This is a genomic window from Pseudomonas sp. SLFW, from assembly GCF_009905615.1.
Lineage (GTDB): Bacteria > Pseudomonadota > Gammaproteobacteria > Pseudomonadales > Pseudomonadaceae > Aquipseudomonas > Aquipseudomonas bambusae.
Genome location: NZ_JAAAKW010000009.1, coordinates 165227 through 183200 on the forward strand (window position 1 = coordinate 165227; position 17974 = coordinate 183200).

At 60.3% G+C, this 17974-nt stretch carries 14 protein-coding genes; 8 read left to right on the plus strand and 6 right to left on the minus strand.

From position 1 onward, the window contains the following. Positions 1-72: 72 nt before the first annotated feature. Positions 73-1239 (minus strand): MFS transporter, encoded by a 1167-nt coding sequence (locus GVN17_RS17575; RefSeq protein WP_166596521.1) that lies wholly within the window; start codon positions 1237-1239, stop codon positions 73-75. A gap of 20 nt (positions 1240-1259) precedes the next feature. Beyond that, on the minus strand, positions 1260-1562 hold the full coding sequence (locus GVN17_RS17580) for a helix-turn-helix transcriptional regulator (protein WP_166596522.1): 303 nt from the start codon (positions 1560-1562) through the stop codon (positions 1260-1262). Positions 1563-1923: 361 nt separating this feature from the next. Between GVN17_RS17580 and GVN17_RS17585 the strand changes: the two genes are divergently transcribed. Next, a complete protein-coding gene (locus tag GVN17_RS17585; RefSeq protein WP_166596523.1) occupies positions 1924-2538 on the plus strand; it encodes an ACP phosphodiesterase in 615 nt (204 codons plus the stop codon). Here GVN17_RS17585 and GVN17_RS17590 read toward each other — a convergent pair. After that, positions 2481-3287, minus strand: a complete 807-nt coding sequence (locus tag GVN17_RS17590) for a lysophospholipid acyltransferase family protein (RefSeq protein WP_166596524.1) — start codon at positions 3285-3287, stop codon at positions 2481-2483. The genes GVN17_RS17585 and GVN17_RS17590 overlap by 58 nt on opposite strands. Further along, positions 3287-4042, minus strand: a complete 756-nt coding sequence (gene olsB / locus GVN17_RS17595; RefSeq protein WP_166596525.1) for an L-ornithine N(alpha)-acyltransferase — start codon at positions 4040-4042, stop codon at positions 3287-3289. The genes GVN17_RS17590 and olsB overlap by 1 nt, the downstream gene beginning before the upstream one ends. 372 nt (positions 4043-4414) lie before the next feature. Between olsB and GVN17_RS17600 the strand changes: the two genes are divergently transcribed. The 4 genes from GVN17_RS17600 to GVN17_RS17615 all read left to right on the plus strand — a co-directional run bounded on the left by GVN17_RS17600 (position 4415) and on the right by GVN17_RS17615 (position 7652). After that, entirely contained in the window at positions 4415-5503 is a 1089-nt protein-coding gene (locus GVN17_RS17600) for a serine hydrolase (RefSeq protein ID WP_166596526.1), read from the plus strand. Continuing rightward, complete coding sequence (locus tag GVN17_RS17605) at positions 5500-5838, plus strand: amidase (protein WP_166596527.1); 339 nt, start codon at positions 5500-5502, stop codon at positions 5836-5838. Before GVN17_RS17600 ends, GVN17_RS17605 begins: the two co-directional genes overlap by 4 nt. Before the next feature lie 72 nt (positions 5839-5910). Continuing rightward, a complete protein-coding gene (locus GVN17_RS17610; protein WP_166596528.1) occupies positions 5911-6492 on the plus strand; it encodes a YceI family protein in 582 nt (193 codons plus the stop codon). 2 nt (positions 6493-6494) lie between these two features. Continuing rightward, positions 6495-7652 (plus strand): phosphatidylserine/phosphatidylglycerophosphate/cardiolipin synthase family protein, encoded by a 1158-nt coding sequence (locus GVN17_RS17615; RefSeq protein ID WP_166596529.1) that lies wholly within the window; start codon positions 6495-6497, stop codon positions 7650-7652. Positions 7653-7676: 24 nt separating this feature from the next. On the opposite strand, the gene GVN17_RS17620 is transcribed toward GVN17_RS17615, so the two are convergent. Continuing rightward, entirely contained in the window at positions 7677-10604 is a 2928-nt protein-coding gene (locus GVN17_RS17620) for an RHS repeat-associated core domain-containing protein (RefSeq protein ID WP_166596530.1), read from the minus strand. A 190-nt stretch (positions 10605-10794) separates the two neighbouring features. Between GVN17_RS17620 and GVN17_RS17625 the strand changes: the two genes are divergently transcribed. From GVN17_RS17625 to GVN17_RS17635, 3 genes are all read left to right on the plus strand, one after another. Next, on the plus strand, positions 10795-11379 hold the full coding sequence (locus tag GVN17_RS17625; RefSeq protein WP_166596531.1) for a DJ-1/PfpI family protein: 585 nt from the start codon (positions 10795-10797) through the stop codon (positions 11377-11379). Positions 11380-11394: 15 nt separating this feature from the next. Then, positions 11395-11727, plus strand: coding sequence for a ribbon-helix-helix domain-containing protein (locus GVN17_RS17630; RefSeq protein ID WP_166596532.1), 333 nt, complete (start codon positions 11395-11397; stop codon positions 11725-11727). Positions 11728-11871: 144 nt separating this feature from the next. Further along, a complete protein-coding gene (locus GVN17_RS17635; RefSeq protein WP_166596533.1) occupies positions 11872-16233 on the plus strand; it encodes a SpvB/TcaC N-terminal domain-containing protein in 4362 nt (1453 codons plus the stop codon). Between the two features lie 63 nt (positions 16234-16296). Here the strand turns inward: GVN17_RS17635 and GVN17_RS17640 are convergent, their stop codons facing one another. Beyond that, complete coding sequence (locus GVN17_RS17640) at positions 16297-17820, minus strand: fumarate hydratase (RefSeq protein WP_166596534.1); 1524 nt, start codon at positions 17818-17820, stop codon at positions 16297-16299. Between the last annotated feature and the right edge of the window lie 154 nt (positions 17821-17974).

A 17974-nucleotide genomic window follows, 5' to 3' on the forward strand; every position in this document is an offset into this window, starting at 1 on the left:
CCTCAGTGAAATCTGTAAAGGTTGAATCCGCAGTCTTTTAACGCATGTCGCTGAAGCGCTGACTCTAGAGGCTCAGTTCGCCACAGCAGCCAGCTCGGCATCGCCGCGCTGACGGAAATTGATCAGAGTCACCATCAGGGCCAGCACCGCCAGGGCGCCAGCGGCCAACGGCACGCTGGTGAGGCCAAAACCGTGGGCGATGACACTGCCGCCGACCCAGGCGCCCAAGGCGTTGCCGACGTTGAAGGCGCCGATGTTCAGGGTGGACACCAGATTCGGGGCATCTTTACCGAAGGTCACGACGTTGATCTGCAACGCAGGCACGGCGGCAAAACAGGCGACGGCCCACAGGAACAATGTGATTTCGGCCGGAATCAGCGCGACGCTGGTCCAGCTCAGGACAGTCGAGACCACGGCCATGGTAATGAACACGCCGATCAGCGTGGCGGCCAAACGACGATCCGCCAGCTTGCCGCCGATGATGTTGCCGAGGGTCAGGCCCAGGCCGATCAGCATGAGTGTCCAGGTCACGCCATGTGGCGATACCCCGGTGATTTCACCCAGCAACGGTGCGACATAAGTAAACAGGGCAAATACGGACGCAGCGAACAAAGCGGTCATGCTCAGCGAAAGCCAGATACCGGCGCCCTTGAGCACTGCCAATTCGGCACGCATGTCGAGTTTTTCTTCGTCACGTTTGGCGGGCAGGAAGCGGATCAGGCCGATGAACGCAATCACACCGATTACTGTCACCGCGTAGAACGTCGAGCGCCAACCCGCCTGTTGACCCAGTGCCGTACCGAGCGGCACACCTAGCACGTTGGCCAGGGTCAGGCCGGTGAACATCAAGGCGACAGCGGAAGCGCGGCGGTTGGCGGGCACCAGGCCTGCCGCGACGACCGAACCGATGCCGAAGAACGCACCGTGACACAAAGCAGTCACGACGCGGGCGAACATCAGCACGTTGTAATCAGTGGCAACGGCGCAGAGCAGGTTGCCGATGATGAAGATGCCCATGAGGATCACCAGCGCCGCTTTGCGTGGTAACCGCGAAGTGGCCATCGCCATGAACGGCGCGCCGATGGCGACACCCAATGCGTAACCCGTGACGAGCCAGCCCGCACCGGGAATGCTCACGCCCAAGTCAGCGGCGACGTCGGGCAACAGGCCCATGATGACGAACTCGGTCGTCCCGATGGCGAAGGCGCTCAGGGCCAGAATAAGTAGCGAAAGAGGCACGGGGCGTCTCCTGAAAGTGTTCAGAGCTGACGCGTCAGCTCCTGCAAAAACGCCTGAATGGCGTCTTCGTTGCGTTTGAAAAAATGCCACTGACCGTGCTTTTTGCTGGTGATCAGCCCGGCACGTTGCAGCGTCGCCAAATGGGCAGAAACGGTCGATTGCGAAAGGCCTGCGCGCTGGTCGATCTGACCGGCACAGACGCCGCCGTCGAAGGTATGTTGCTGGTCCGGAAAGCAGGTTTCAGGGTCTTTCAGCCAGGAAAGAATCTGACGCCGCACCGGGTGCGACAGGGCTTTTATGATGTCGTCGAGGTCGATAGGCATGTCGTTCTCAATCCGCGTGTAGCGGTATATCGCGATGGGGCGAACTTTATATCTGTGCATCGCGATACACAAATATGAAAGGGTGCTAAGGAGCGTGTGAATCGGTATATCGGGTTATAACGATATGGGGCTTATGCTTTATCTCGCGACTGCTCTAACGGGTTACGGTCCTGGCAAAAGCAGCCACACCGGAGTGCATCTGTGGGAGCGAATTCATTCGCGAAAATCGTTCAGTCGCTGAGATTACTTGTCCGCACCGACCCTTTCGCGAATGAATTCGCTCCCACAGTGGAGATCGCTGTTATAGCTGGGGGCGTGCAGCTGCTATAGGGATCGTGTTGATGTCTGTTACATTCTTCCGATGAATTACCTCGCACACCTCCACCTCGGCGGTCAGACGCCTGCGCAACTGCTCGGCAGCCTGTACGGCGATTTCGTCAAAGGACTGTTGCCGGGACGGTTTCCTGCGGACATCGAAGACGCCATCCGACTGCATCGACGCATCGATGTGTTCACCGACGGCCATCCCGTGATCAAACAGGCGATGGGGCGATTCCCGGCGGAGCGCAGGCGTTACGCGGGGATTGTGCTGGACGTGTTTTTCGATCACTGCCTGGCGCGGGATTGGGCGCAGTATTCGGACGTGCCGCTGCCCGTCTTCACTGACAAGGTGTACCGGGTGCTGGCCGATGAGCCGAACTTGCCGGAGCGCCTCGCCTACATCGCTCCGCGCATGGCGGCGCAGGACTGGCTCGGTTCGTACGTGGACTTCGAGGTGGTGGGCGATGCGCTGGCCGGGATTGCCCGACGCCTGTCACGCCCCGAGGGACTGGCCGGCGCCATGCAGGAACTGCAGGCGCTTTATCGGCCGTTGAGCGACGATTTCTGTGCTTTCTACCCCGAGCTGCAAGCGTTCGCTCAGGCCGCTCTGGCGGCAGGGCGTGCTTCGGCGGGCTTGGCGACATCGCCGGACTGAGTGGCTTCACCAAACAGTGCCGTCTGCACCGCTTGCTGAGCTTCAAACGCCAGCGCTGCGCGTTCCTTGCCTTGAGACTCAATCGGCGTCAGCAACTGGATGTGGACGTCGCTGACTTCGTTGGCGAACAGGCGACGCAGGTGCGACAGCAGGTCGTCATCGCCAATGAATGGCGCGATTTGATCCGGCTTGCCATCACGCAGGTACTGAATCGCGACCGGTTGAATCGCCACGCCAGTCTCGATTGCACTCGACAGCAAGCGACCGTGGAAGGTGCGCAGGCTGCGGCCATCGGTGGTGGTGCCCTCGGGGAAGATCACCAGCGAATGATTGCCCTGCAGGTGTTGGCCCATTTGCTTCTGGATCAACTTGCTGTCGCCCGACCCGCGACGAATGAACAGCGTGCCCGCTTTCAGCGCCAGCCAACCCGCCACGGGCCAAGTGCGCACTTCAGCCTTGGACAAAAACGACAGCGGGGCGAGTTGGCCCAGCAGGGCAATGTCGGTCCACGACACATGGTTGCAGACCCACAGCATCGGCTGGCCCGGCAAATGGCCGCTGACCTTGACGCGGAACGGCAGGGCACCGGTCAGGCGCGCCATGAACCAACTGGTCCAGCGCTGACGACGCGCCATGGAGTTGCCGATGCGCAGGCGTTCCATCAGGGCGAAGGTGCCTGCGATAGTCAGGCCCAGCGCGATGACCCCCAGCACGCGGATGACTCGCGCATGACTGCGCAGCGTGCTCATCACACGGCTGCCTTGAAGTGGCGAGCGTAGCGCGGGCACAGCTCGTCGCGCTTGAGCAGGATGAACACGTCGGCGACCTGGAAATCCTCGTCCCAGCACGGCTCGCCGCAGATCTTCGCACCCAGGCGCATGTAGGCCTTGAGCAGCGGCGGCATTTCGCAGATCACGTTGTTCGGCAGGTCGAGGGTCGGCAGCGGATTTTTTGGCTCGGCACGCAGGTGCTCGGTGCTCAGATAACGCTCGCGCAGACGTTGCATGATGGCGTGGGCCTGAATGCCGCCGTCTTGCATCGGGATGCTCGCGCAGCCCATCAGGTAGCTGTAGCCGCCTTCGTTGAGGACTTCGGCCAGTTCGCTCCACAACACGGCGATGGTGCCGCCGTTGCGGTAGGCCGGATCAACGCAGGTGCGACCCAGTTCTAGGATCGGGCCTTGCAGATGGCCGAGACCGTGCAGGCTGAATTCTTCTTCGCTGTAGAACCGGCCCAAGGTGTTGGCAGCCTTGTGGTCCAGCAGGCGGGTGGTGGCGACAAGGCGACCGCTGTTGAGGTCGCGCACGCCGATGTGCATGCAATGTACGTCGTAATCGTCGATGTCGAGGCCCAGTTCAGCGCCCTTGAGTTTGGCGTTGAATTCGCCGCTGAACACACTGAAGCGCAACGCCTGTGCTTCCTGCATGGCGTGTGGCCCGATCAGGCGTTCGGCCTGCAGGCGACGGTCGGAGGAGGTGTCTCGAATGCTGGCAATCTGAGTCATGTGGCGTCTCCGTGGGCCAGCCTTGGTCCAGGCCGGTCGACTGATTATTCGAAGCATTGCTGTACGAATGCAGGCTAGGGAGGGCCGATGTCATGACTATTAAGCTTTGGTGATGGTTGCGTGACAGGGTTCGGGGCGCGTAAAAAGGGGCTGGCTGCACGCACGATCATCTGTGGGAGCGAATTCATTCGCGAAAGATTTCACAGCCGATGCAAATGTGTCGCCTGCGCTAGCGTCTCGCGAATGAATTCGCTCCCACAGGAAGATCGCGTGCCGCCGATGATGCCGCGGCGGTCGCGTCGCAGCGGGAACACCATGCGCTGTCATCATTGCCTGCTAGGGTTTCGGGCATCCTGCATTCGAGACCCGTTCATGCGCCGTCTGCTGTTCACGCTTTTCCTTTTTCTGATCGCCTGCCAGACCGCTGCCGAAACGTGGCCTGATGAGCAATGGCCCGCGCACCCCTTGGCCCCAAGCGCGGCGCTCAATGATCTTGAGGCGTATGCCTTCCCGCCCCGCGACGAGCAAACGCGCAAGGGCATTCGCACCGACGCGTTGTTGATCATTCGCAACGGCGAGGTGGTCTACGAGCGCTATGCGGGCGTGACCAAGGCCGAGACGCCGCACCTGACCTGGTCGATCAGCAAGAGCATTCTTGCGACGCTGCTCGGTGTGGCGTTCGGTGAAAACCGCTTCACGCTCAGCGATCCAGTCGCCAGGTTTTACCCGCCGTTCAATACTCACCCGGACATCAAGATTCAGGACCTGCTGCACTGGGCCTCGGGCCTGGACTGGCAGGAGGATTACGAATACGCGCCGCTCAACTCGTCAGTGGTCGCGATGCTCTACACCCGTGGGCGCGGCGATATGGCGCGTTTCACCGCCGAGCATGATGTCGCCAGCGCCCCCGGGACGTCCTATCGCTATTCAAGCGGCGACAGCACCGTTCTGGCCGCCGCGCTGAAAGGCATGGTCGGCGACGCCGCTTACCCGGATTATCCCTGGACCGCGCTGTTCGACCCCTTGGGCATTAAAAGTGCCGTCTGGGAAACCGACGCCACTGGCACCTTCGTCGGCTCGTCATACGCTTACATGACGGCCCGCGATCTGGCGCGCATCGGCCTGCTGATGCAGCGCGGGGGGCGTTGGCAAAATCGTCAGTTGCTGCCCAAGGCATGGGTCGATTTCAACCTCACGCCGTTCGCTTCACAGACGGCCACTCACGAAGCCCCCGGCGGCCATTGGTGGCTGAACAAAACAGCAGGCGGCCAACCGGGCCCCTGGCCCGACGCGCCGCCCGACACCTTCGCCGGGCTCGGACATTGGGGACAGGCGCTGTACGTGATCCCTAGCGCTGGCCTCGTGATCGTGCGTTACGCCGACGACCGCGACGGCAGTTACGACCACGATGAGCTGCTCAAACGGGCCCTGAAAGCCGTCACCGGGGAGGGCGCCCAATGAGCGCGCGCAAAGGCTTACTTCGGCGTCGCCCGTTCAGCAGTGCCGCCATCCTGATCCTGCTGTTTTTGCTGGCCATGATCTGGCTCTGGCGCGTTCAGTTAGAGGCGTTTCCCACCATCATCAGCGCCTACACCGCCAAGGAATATTGTTCGTGCCGGTATGTGATGAACAACCCCGCGGACTATTGTCAGGGCTACGTGAAACAGTGGCTGCCGAGCACGCTGACCGAAAGCCTGAGCGACAAGCGCATCACCGCCACCGGCATGGGCCGTGAGAGCAGTGCGCAGTGGCAAGGAGCGCATCAGGGCTGTCGATTGCTGCCTGCCGGGTCATGAGGGCGAACATCCCCGTTTGCCTGCGGTCAGACAGCCGGATAAGGTTGCCTCAATCGCGCCGCTGGAGTTCTCATGCCCACTTTCCCTCGTCTGCTGCTGGCCTCGCTCGCCGTTCTGGCGCTGCCTGCGCAGGCGAATTGGTACCTGGATAACGAGTCGTCGCGACTGTCGTTCATTTCCACCAAAAATGCTGATATCTCCGAGGTTCACCGTTTCCTCAACCTGCATGGGAAGGTCGACACCAAGGGTGTGGCCGAGCTTGAGGTCGAGCTGGATTCTGTCAGCACCGGCATTCCGCTGCGCGATGAGCGACTGCGCAAGCAGCTCTTCGACATCAAGCAATTTCCCGAGGCGACTATCACGGCGCAACTGGACATGCGACCCATCAACGCCCTTGCACCCGGCGCGCAGCTCGAACTTCGCCTGCCGTTGAGGGTGCAGTTGCACGGCCAATCGCAACGCTACAGCGCTCAATTGCTGGCGACCCGGCTGGATGAGCGACGCTTTCAGGTGGTGACGCTTGAGCCTCTGGTGTTGCACGCCGAGGACTTCGGCCTCCTGCCGGGCCTCGACGCATTGCGCAGCGTCGCGAATCTTTCCGCCATCAGCTTCTCGGTGCCCGTCGGCGCCGTGCTGATCTTCACGGCGCGCTGAACATGAGAGGCGCGATCTTTCCGTGGCGTGAAGACAACCGGTTCAACCTGATGATCGACGGCCCCGCGTTCTTCCCCCGCATGATCACGGCCATCGAAAACGCTCAGCAGCAAGTCGAGCTGGAGCTGTATCTGGTGGAAGCGGGCGCCTGCGCCGAAGCGGTGGTGCAGGCGCTGGTGAATGCCGCGAAACGTGGCGTCATTGTGCGCTGCCTGTTCGATGACTTCGGGTCGCTGGCGTTTACCCTCAGTCTGCGCACGCGTCTGACCGAAGCGGGCGTGATCCTGCGTTTCTACAACCGCGTGCATTGGCGGCGCGGCATTCGCAATTTTTACCGCGACCACCGCAAGCTGCTGCTGGTAGACAAAGCACTCGCGGTGGTCGGCGGCACCGGGGTCACTGACGAGTTCTGGCGCCCCGATCAAGACGCCAGCGAATGGCACGAAGTCATGGTGGAAATTCGCGGCCCGATGGTGCTGGATTGGCAAGCGCTGTTCGACCGTCAGTTCCACGCGAATCCTCGCCGCCGCGCGTGGCGACCGGCTGAAAACTTCGGCCTTCCGCGCTTGCCTAAAGCCCCCGTCAGCGGAGAGGGGCTGGGCCGTGTGGCGTACGCTGATTCACGGCAACACCGCGACATTTTGCAATCGCTGATCCGTTCGCTGAACACCAGCAGAAAGCGTATATGGCTGGCGACCCCGTATTTTCTGCCCACCTGGAAAGTCCGCCGCGCCTTGCGCCGGGCAGCCTCCCGAGGCGTTGACGTGCGCCTGCTGCTCACTGGTCCGCGCACCGATCATCCGTCGGTACGCTACGCCGGGCACCGCTACTACCCCCGTCTGCTCAAGGCCGGGGTAAAAATCTTCGAATACCAGCCGTGCTTCCTGCACCTGAAAATGGTGCTGGTGGACGACTGGGTCAGCATCGGTTCGTGCAACTTCGACCACTGGAATTTGCGTTTCAATCTTGAAGCGAACCTTGAAGCATTGGACCCGGCGCTGACGCTGGCCGTGCAGGAGAGTTTCGAGCGGGACTTTCTGGTGAGCAGCGAAGTGAGCCTTGAGGATTGGCAGCGCCGACCGCTGTGGCGCCGGGTTCAGCAGCGGCTGTGGGGTTGGGTCGATCGGCTGGTGGTGAATGCGCTGGATCGTCGGAGTTGATTGGCTCTCACACGGGCTAAACATTCACCTGCGATGAAAAGACAGGAAGTTCCCGATGGGCCTGGCGGGTCTGGAGGCTCTTGAGTTGATCTTCAGTGTATTAACTCGCATCACGTGCGCGCCGCTGTCATCAATGACCCCGAGCGTTGAGGAGTCTCCGCCGTCCAGATTCCAGGATGACGCTGCCGCAAGCCCTGGTTCGGGTCCACCGTTAACTGGACTGTCATTCAATGCGTCAAGGCGAGTCATGACAGTGGTCCATTCGAGCATGGTAAAGCCCGGTTCATCAGTTTTACGTGCGTAGGAACCTCGACCGGGATTCAGAGCCATTGCCAGCCGTGTTTTTGCCGTGTCCGCTGCCGCCAGGCTGATTCCTGAGCGGGCATTGGGATCGCTGGCATGACCCAACGCGCCAACATGTGATGTCTCGGCGCTGTATTGGTTTCGCTCAAGATCACTGTCCTGCCTTGTGAAGCTAGGTCTCCTGTTCATTGTCAATTTGGGGGCTACATGAATAAACGACCCATCTTGCAGCGTCACCTTCGTATAACTGCCGACATAGCTCGCGGGAATCGGTATGGATGCCTTGTGCCTGCCATCAATGAGGTTCTCGCCTACCGAGGCGTAGTCAGCAATACCTTGATTGGGCGCGGGGCTTCCCATGTTGAAGTAGCTGCCGTTTATATAGGCTGTCGGCATGGAGCCGCTGGCATTGGCAATGTCCGCACTTGAGGCTGAGCTCAGGCGTATTGATTCATCACCGCCAGAAATCTTGCCCTGCAGACTACTGTCCAGAGCAAGATAAAAAAGTTGTCGGGCGGCTTTCGCTTGACGGTCGAGAGCAATGCCCACACGGTCAAAGACTGAGCTGTCGCCTTTGATCGAAACACTGATGACGCCTTGGGTGGGGGTTTGGACTTTGACAGGAGACAGAAACCTTCTGACGTGGCTCTGGATGAGAGTGGCGGCCTGATTGGGGTCCACTCCGTTCATTCCCTGTGCGTCGAGCTTGCGAACCGGTGTGTTGCTGACGAAGCAGTATCGGTTCAAGTGATCGACACTGCCTGCCGGATCGGTGTTTAGCCATCGCATCAACCACGGCGCGTAGTACCTGAATCCGTAGTAATACAGCCCGGTTGCATCGCGCTCTTTGCCTGAGTAGCGAATGGTTTTGTATTTAGCGTCCACCGCATTTCTCGCCGCCCACCATGATGTGCCGCCGAATGGGTAGTAGCGTTCCTGGCTGATCAAGTCGCCAGTGTCATCCAGTTCCAGTGTGCTAGAACCCAAGTGATCGGTCAGCGAGTAGCGCACTTGATCGTTCTCAATCTCCTCGGGTTTTTGAGCTTGCCAGTGCAAAACCCGCAGGCTGTGACTGCCTGCCTGAACCGTGCATACGTTCAGTGTTTCGCCAGTCGACGCCGTGCGGATCTCAAGCGCCGGCAGATAGCGCACCTCGTACAGCAGCGTTCTCGTGGCAGCCTGGGCGTTATGAGTCTTGCGACAACGCTGCCTGTTGCCGTCGTACACGTAATGTTCGTCATCGTTCTTGCGGTCGTTGCGCTTGACGGTGTTGATCTGGCTGAGTTGATTGCGCACGTCCCAGTACAAATCCTGCCCCCGAATGAGCTGTTGCAGATTGCCGTTTGCATCGAAGCCCTTGTCAAAATCCGGATCGACATCGCCTTCAGGCAGGCTTCGATTGCTGTCTGGGGCTACAAGCATTGTTCGAGTAAATGACTGCGCGCCGACATGGCGCATTTCCCGCAGATTACCCCCTGCGTCGTAGTCGTAACGCTGGGTGTAGTTGCTCAATTGGTTTGGGTCTTGAGGCACGGATTGAAGCGCTGGCAGGGTAGGCCCATGGCTGGAACCTGTAGTAACTTCGCGGCCAGTAGCTTCGATCAGTTGGTACAGCGTGTCGTATCGATAGAGGCTGACGGGGTCAATGCGTTGGTTGGCGAAAAAACGGGTGGCCTGAGCGGCATCCTCGACTTCAACGACGTTGCCCACCGGGTCGTAGCGGTAGTTCAGGTCTTGCAAGACTGTGCCGTCGGCTCTTGAAGAGAAGATGCGTGTCAGTCGTCCGGTTTCCGGCTCGTAGGCTTTTTCGCTGATGACGCCGTTGCCCAGAAGCTCGCCTTCCAGTTGGCCAGTTGGGTTGTAGTGAAGATCGCTGATGAGCGTCTGAAAGCCCTGCGCGTCGGCCAGCTTCAGACGTGTTTCCCGTAGGAACCCGTCAACGGTATTAAGGTGTTTAGTGCGGTTGCCCACAGCATCGGTCTGGACAATGAGCGTAGCTGCGGCATCGAAAACAGCCGTGGTGGCGTGTCCTTCACCGGGTTGCAGCAACGCATCTCGTTGGCCTGAATCAAGGGGCCAGTCGGGCTGCTCGTCTGTGTGCAAAAACCTTCGATTCTCGATCAGCACACTGCCCGCCAATCCGAATGCTTGCGCACACAGGGTGCCAGCCGGGTCGTCATGACGAATCAGTCGGCCGCATTGATTATGTTCAGCGGACAACGCAGAAGGATCTCCGTAGGTGTACCGCTCGACCACGTTCGGCTGCGCATCGATCAAGTTTTCAGTCACCGAAACAGCCCGCGAACACTCGTCGTAATCGGTGCGGCTGTAGCTTCCTCGACCATCCCAACGCTCGACCGATTGTCCGTCAGCGCCAGACAGCTCCAACCGCCAACCCGCGTCGACGCTCTCATCGAGCAGGGCCCGACCCGATAAGGAAGGCGTTTTTCTGCTATTCGCGGTTGCAGCCATTTCCCACAAGCGAGGGTCCCAATCGGCCACCGAGCGCCCGGCCTCATCCCACGCATGACGCGTCACACGAGCCTGAGCCTCATCAATCTGATCGATTCGATGCCAAGCCACTTCACGAGCCAACAATCCGCGAGGCTCGATGACGTGCAAATGGGGACTAAAGGAATGGAGACCCATGCTCATGACGTCCTTGTCGGCTGATCATTCAAGATTAGAAGCCGTTTGACCGGGCGAGCGGGACTCGCGACCAACGGCGCGCCGGTCATACATCTGCCGGATGTGCCGCGCTTGCGCTGTAGTACTAGGCTGTTACCCAGAACTGAAGGACTGCGCGAATACTCGACGTCACAAAAACAGAAGGGGATTGATGATGGCTGCGAAAAAAATCCTGATGCTGGTCGGCGATTACGTCGAAGACTACGAAGTGATGGTGCCGTTTCAGGCGCTGCAGATGGTCGGTCACACCGTCCACGCCGTCTGTCCCGGCAAGAAGAAGGGTGACGTGATCCGCACGGCGATTCATGACTTCGAAGGCGATCAGACCTACAGCGAAAAGCGCGGACATAACTTCGGGCTGAACTTCGACTTCGACAGCGTGAAATCCGCCGACTACGACGCGTTGCTGGTGCCTGGCGGGCGTTCCCCGGAATACCTGCGGCTTGACCAGAGGGTGCTTGAGTTGGTGCGCGAGTTTGGGCGCGACAACAAGCCCATCGCTGCGGTCTGCCATGGTCCGCAATTGCTGGCCGAAACCGGGGTGTTGAAGGGCAAGTCGTTGAGTGCTTATCCCGCGTGTGCGCCCGAGGTCAGGCTGGCGGGGGGCGAGTATGTCGAGATTGGGATGGACGAAGCGCACACAGACGGCAATCTGGTAACCGGTCCCGCCTGGCCTGCGCATCCGGCGTGGCTGGCGGCGTTTTTGAAGGTGCTCGGCACCCAAATCATTTTGTAAGACGGAGGTTTGACCATGTGCGAACTCTACGTTAAAGCTGATCCGATCCTCTACGAGTCCCGCTCGCGCTCGCTGCGCATTTGTGGCGTGGTAACGACGCTTCGGCTGGAAAATCAGTTCTGGGACATTCTCGCCGAGATTGCCGGGCATGACGGCATCACCACCAATCAACTGATAAGCAAATTGTATGAAGAAGTCATGGATTATCGCGGTGAAGTGGTGAATTTCGCATCGTTCCTGCGGGTCAGTTGCATGCGCTACCTCAGCCAGCATCGAGCGTTGGTCACACCCTTGAGCCTGGTGCGCAACAACGCTTCGGCAGGGGAAGCCCTGCCGCTCAGCGGGTAAAACGCACCCTCACGAGCGTCATTCGCGATAAGCCTCATCGCGGTAAGTTCTAATTCGTACACCCCATGCGCCCTAATCTTACGAACAGTCATGGCACCGCGCGATCCACTCGCGCGATGCCACCGTTCAAGGATCGAAGGGAGCATGATTATGGCCGATCAGGAGCAGCAAGTCGGTATCTCCGCGCCCTCGCTGCCCAAGGGTGGCGGGGCGATTCAGAGCATCGGCAAGGGCTGGGGCGCGGTAGGGGCTACAGGCTCGGCGTCGCTGGAAATCGCGCTGCCAATCACGCCCGGACGCGGCTATGCACCGGCGCTCGGCCTGAGTTATCAGAGTTCGGTGGGCAATGGCCTGTTCGGTCTGGGATGGGGGCTGAACGTGGGGGCGATTGCCCGACGGGCGACCAAGGGCGTGCCGCTGTACACCGATGAGGATGTGATGCTTGGCCCCGATGGCGGAGTCCTGCTGGCTGAGCGTGATGCACAAGGCGCACTCATCGAAACAACCGTCAGCGACTATGGCGGCCTCACACTGGATCAGCCCTACAAGGTCGTTCGCTACTTCGCCCGTGTCGAAGGAGCCTTTGCTCGCATCGAGCATTGGCGCCATGAGAGTGACCCCGCAGGCTTCTGGCTGATCCACGGCGCAGATGGAAGCCTGGCAATGTTTGGTCGTCAACCGGCCTCCCGCCTGCGCGACCCCGATGACCCGAACCGCGTGGCTGAGTGGTTGCTCGAAGAAACGGTCAACCCCATCGGCGATCACGTGCTGTACGAGTACAAGGCCGAGGATATGCAAGGGCTTGTGGCCGATACGACGCCCAGCCCAGGGCGCAACTTCAGCGCTCAGCGTTATCTCTGGCGGACGCGCTATGGCAACTTCAAGGCGCATCCCCATCTGTATCTGTGGGCTCCTCAGCAGTTGGCCGGACTGCAATGGCACTTCGAGCTGATCTTTGACTATGGCGAGCGCACGTTCGCCAATGATCAACTGGCTTATGACGGCGACAAACCCTGGGAAGGGCGCGCTGATTTTCACTCATCGTTTGGCTACGGCTTTGAGCTGGGTCACCTGCGCTTCGTGCACCACGTCATCATGTTTCACTACTTCCCCGCTGAGCTCGATGCCGATAAGCCGACCCTGATCAGCGCGCTGAAACTCAACTACGAGGACCTTCAGCAGGGGGGCAAAGTACTCAGCTCGGTGGAAAGCCTGGCGTGGGGGGAGCGCATCCAGCCCGCGCTCAGCCTTCGGCCGCCTGTGGTGTTTACCTATCAGGATTTTGACGTAGCGCAGGGGGCATTCAAGCCGTTCGAGGCCATGCCGGGGCTGGACGATGGTCAGCCGTACCAGATGGTGGATCTGTGCGGTGAGGGTTTGTCCGGGGTGCTGTATCGCTCGGACAAGGGCTGGATGTACCGCGAGCCTGTACGTGACGTCCAGTCCGATGATCCCGACGCGGTGAAGTACGCCCCCTGGAAGGTGCTACCAGGTAACCCGGCAGCTGATTTGCAGACGGCCGTTCGCCAGTCACTCGCTGACATGACCGGGGATGGCCGTCTCGACTGGATCGTGGCGCAGCCAGGCATCGCGGGTTTCTTTACCTTGAATCCAGATCGAAGCTGGACCCGATTCACGCCGTTTTCCGCCTTCCCGCCGGAGTTCTTCCATCCCCAAGGGCAGTTGGCGGATCTGGTCGGGGACGGGCTGTCTGATCTCGCGCTGATTGGTCCTCGCAGCGTGCGCCTGTACGCCAGTCGGCGTGATGATGGCTTCGCCAAAGGGCGGGACATCGCGCATGACAACGAAGGTGATTCGCTGCCAATGCTCACCAGCAGTTCATCCGAGCTGGTCGCTTTCTGCGACATTTTTGGCAGCGGTCAGCAACATCTTGTGCGTATTCGTCACAATGAGATTCGGGTCTGGGCGAACCTGGGCAGAGGGCGATTTGGCAAAGGGCAGCTGTTCGCGACACTGCCGTTTTCGTGGGATGAATTTGACGCCGGGCGCGTTCGGCTGGCGGACATGGACGGTTCCGGAGCGGTTGATCTGGTGTATCTGGAGTCTGATGGCTTTCAGTTGTTCATGAACCGCTCAGGCAACCGTCTGGCAGAACCTGTCAAAAAAAGCTGGCCGCCCGAGGTTCGCTATGACCACCACTGTCAGGTGAACATGGCCGATTTGCAGGGGTTGGGCTGTTCGAGCCTGGTGTTGACCGTTCCGCACATGAAGACCACACACTGGCGCTTCGACCATCCGCCGGTCAAACCTTATCTGTTGTACAGCACTCGTAACGGTATGGGCGCGTCGGGTTCCATTGACTATCGCAGTTCCGCGCAGGAGTGGCTGGACGAAAAAGTCGAGTTGCAGGAGGCGGGACTGGCAGGGGAGTCGGGCGTGCCGTTCGCGCTGCACGTGGTCTCCCGGCAGACGCAGCTCGATGAGGTGACGGGCAATCAGTTGACTCAGCACTTCAAGTTTCGTCAGGGCTATTACGATGGTCACGAGCGCGAGTTTCGCGGCTTCGGGCTGGTGTATCAGACCGACAGCGAGGCGATACACGCCACTCAGAAAGAACAAGGCTTCACGGCCCCCGTGCTGACCAAAACCTGGTATCACAGCGGGCGACATCCGGCGAAAAAAATCAGTGGATGTGACGAGAGCGACCCAGATGCCTTGGTGTTGGGCAACGATCTGCTGACCACCTTTGCCAATGGCGACGATCAGCTTATCGTTTCACCCACCGACGATGATTTGCGCGAGATGGCCCGCTCACTGGCGGGGGCTGTGCTGAGGGTTGAAGTCTTTGGCCTGGAGGCAGAAACGCCCAATGGCGTGCCGTATTCGGTGCAATCGTCGCGTTATCTGGTGCGCCAACTGGCGCCGGTCAGCAAACATCAGCCCTATGCGCGGCAGTTGTCGTTGCAGCTGGAGTCGATCGGTTATCAGTACGAAGGCCACGCGGACGATCCTATGTGCCAGCGCGCCATTAACCTGACCTGGGACGAGTACGGTGTGCTGACCCACGGCGCCAGCGTCAATTACGCTCGGCGCAAGTCGGCAGGCGATACACCGCCGTTCGACGACGAGCACCAGCAGCGCTGGTGGAAGGCCGCGCACGATGACGCTCAGCAGAACTTCTATCTGACGGAAGCTCGGGCCCGGCCGATTCATCTGGACGCAGCACAGAGCTGGCGGCTGGGTTTGCCCTATCTGAGCCGAAGCAATGCGATGGTGGCTGAGCGCGCGACGGTCAGCCCTGAAGACATTAGCTATGAGGCTTTCAAGGCGCCGCAAGGCTGGTTTGCGTCGCTGCCTCGCACGCTGGTGGCGCTCAGCAAGCAGCGTTACGTCAATGCGGGGGAGGGCGAGGCGACCTTTGAGGCGTTGCCCGATGCCGTGGAGCTGGCCGAGCTGGATGACCACGCGCTGACGGCGTACGACCGGGTGATGACGCCTGAGGAGCTGACCGCGAAGTTGAGCGAGCTCGGCTACCACGACATGACGTGTATGCTGCCCGAGGAGCCAGACCGCACCTTGTGGTCGGTCAAGCGGGGGTTCAACACCTATGCGGGCGCTGAACAGTTCTATCGGGTGGAGACATTCAGGCCGACGGCGAGCCATGGATGGAGCACCGTTGAATACGATGACTACAACCTGATGGTGAAGTCGGTGACTGCACCCGATGGTTGCACCACGTCGGCAACTTACAGTTATCGCAACATGCAACCGGTCAAAATCGTCGACCCCAATCGCAATTCTCAGGAAGCGCTGTATGACGGTTTTGGAGTCCTGCGCATGACCAGTTTCTATGGCACGGAGCTGGGCAAGGAGGTCGGTTTCCAGCCGCTGGTCGATGCTGTGATGGAGGAAGAAAAACCGGTGGACGCGATCGTCTCTCCCTCAACAATCGACTTCGCCACCGTTCATTACTACGACGCGTTCAGTTGGGTCGATCACAAGGCGCCGGTCCATAGCCTGGCCATGCAGTGGGACCGCTATCCCGATGACCCTGAGCGGCAATTGCGCAAGAGCCTGGCCTCTGTCGATGGATTCGGCAGAACGTTGCAAACCCGCCAATTGGTCGAGCCGGGCAAGGCGTACGAGGTCATCGACGGGCGATTGAACGTGGGTGAAGACGGCAAATTGACCGAAGTCGAAGCCGACCCTCGCTGGCGCGTCAGCGAGCGCGTCGAATACAACAACAAGGGACTGGCGGTGCGGGTCTACCGGCCTTATTTCACCAATACCGAAGGCTACGTGGATGACAGCTCTGCCCGGGAGCACTGGTATCACGACGAGCGGTTCTACGATCCGTTGGGACGCCCGACTGTCACCATGACCGCCAAGGGATGGATGCGGCGGATCACCTATGAAGGCTGGTACACCATCAACGAGGATGAGAACGACACGGCCGAAGAGGTCAACGTGCGCAGGGCAGAGCAGGGGCTACCGCTGCTGGACGACGGCTCGCCTCGCAAGCGGAAGAATCCGTTTCAGCGGTGAGCCGTCCGGAAACGAAAAAGCCCGGCACAAAGGCCGGGCTTTTCGTGACTGCCAGCGAAGCGCTTACTGCACTTCGACTGCCAGGCTCTCACTGATCTTTTTCTGCCAGATGGCGGGACCTGTGATGTGAACCGACTCGCCTTTGCTGTCAACCGCGACAGTGACCGGCATGTCTTTGACGTCGAACTCGTAGATCGCTTCCATGCCCAGTTCCGGGAAGGCCAGCACTTGGGACTTCTTGATCGCCTGGGCGACGAGGTAAGCAGCACCGCCGACGGCCATCAGGTAAACAGCTTTGTTGTCCTTGATCGCGTCGATCGCGGTCGGGCCGCGCTCGGATTTGCCGATCATGCCCAACAGGCCGGTTTGCTCAAGGATCTGACGGGTGAACTTGTCCATGCGGGTGGCAGTGGTGGGACCGGCGGGGCCGACCACTTCGTCGCCGACCGGATCGACCGGGCCGACGTAGTAGATGAAGCGACCTTTCAGGTCCACCGGCAGGGTTTCTCCCTTGTTCAGCATTTCGACCATGCGCTTGTGCGCCGCGTCGCGACCGGTGAGCATCTTGCCGTTGAGCAGGACGGTTTCGCCCGGCTTCCAGCTTTGCACGTCTTCCGGGGTCAGGGTGTCGAGGTTGACGCGACGGGCCGACGGGCCGGCTTCCCAGACGATTTCCGGGTAGGCGTCCAGTGGTGGCGCCTCCAGCGACGCAGGGCCGGAACCGTCGAGCACGAAGTGGGCATGACGGGTGGCGGCGCAGTTCGGGATCATGCAGACCGGCAGGGACGCTGCGTGGGTCGGATAATCCATGATCTTGACGTCGAGCACGGTGGTCAGACCGCCGAGGCCCTGGGCACCGATGCCCAGTTGGTTGACCTTCTCGAACAGCTCCAGACGCATTTCTTCCAGGCGGTTCGACGGGCCGCGAGCCTTCAGCTCGTGGATGTCGATGGAGTCCATCAGGACTTCCTTGGCCATGACCGCCGCTTTCTCGGCGGTACCGCCGATGCCGATGCCGAGCATGCCAGGCGGGCACCAGCCAGCGCCCATGGTCGGAACGGTTTTCAGCACCCAGTCGACGATCGAATCGGACGGGTTGAGCATCGCCATCTTCGATTTGTTTTCCGAGCCGCCGCCTTTGGCCGCCACGTCCACTTCCACGGTGTTGCCCGGGACGATGGAGTAATGGATGACCGCCGGGGTGTTGTCCTTGGTGTTCTTGCGAGCGCCTGCCGGGTCGGCGAGGATCGAGGCACGCAGGACGTTTTCCGGCAGGTTATAGGCCTGACGCACGCCCTGGTTGATCATGTCGTCCAGGCTCATGGTGGCTCCATCCCAGCGCACGTCCATGCCCACACGAACGAATACGGTCACGATGCCGGTGTCCTGGCAGATCGGACGGTGGCCTGTGGCGCACATGCGCGAGTTGATGAGGATCTGAGCCATGGAGTCGCGCGCGGCGGGCGATTCTTCGCGCAGGTAGGCCTCGTGCATGGCCTGGATGAAATCGACGGGGTGGTAATAGGAGATGAACTGCAGCGCGTCGGCGACGCTCTGAATCAGGTCATCCTGCTTGATCACGGTCATGGGTGTTCTCCTCGAATCAGGCGGGAACATTTATAGGGCGGTTTGCGCAAACAGGCACGGACTTGCGTGCAAACGGCCATCGGCTCGGCTACCGCTCAGGCGCAGCGGCAGGAAAAAGGCGGCGCAGTATACCGCGTGGCAACCGGCGCGACAC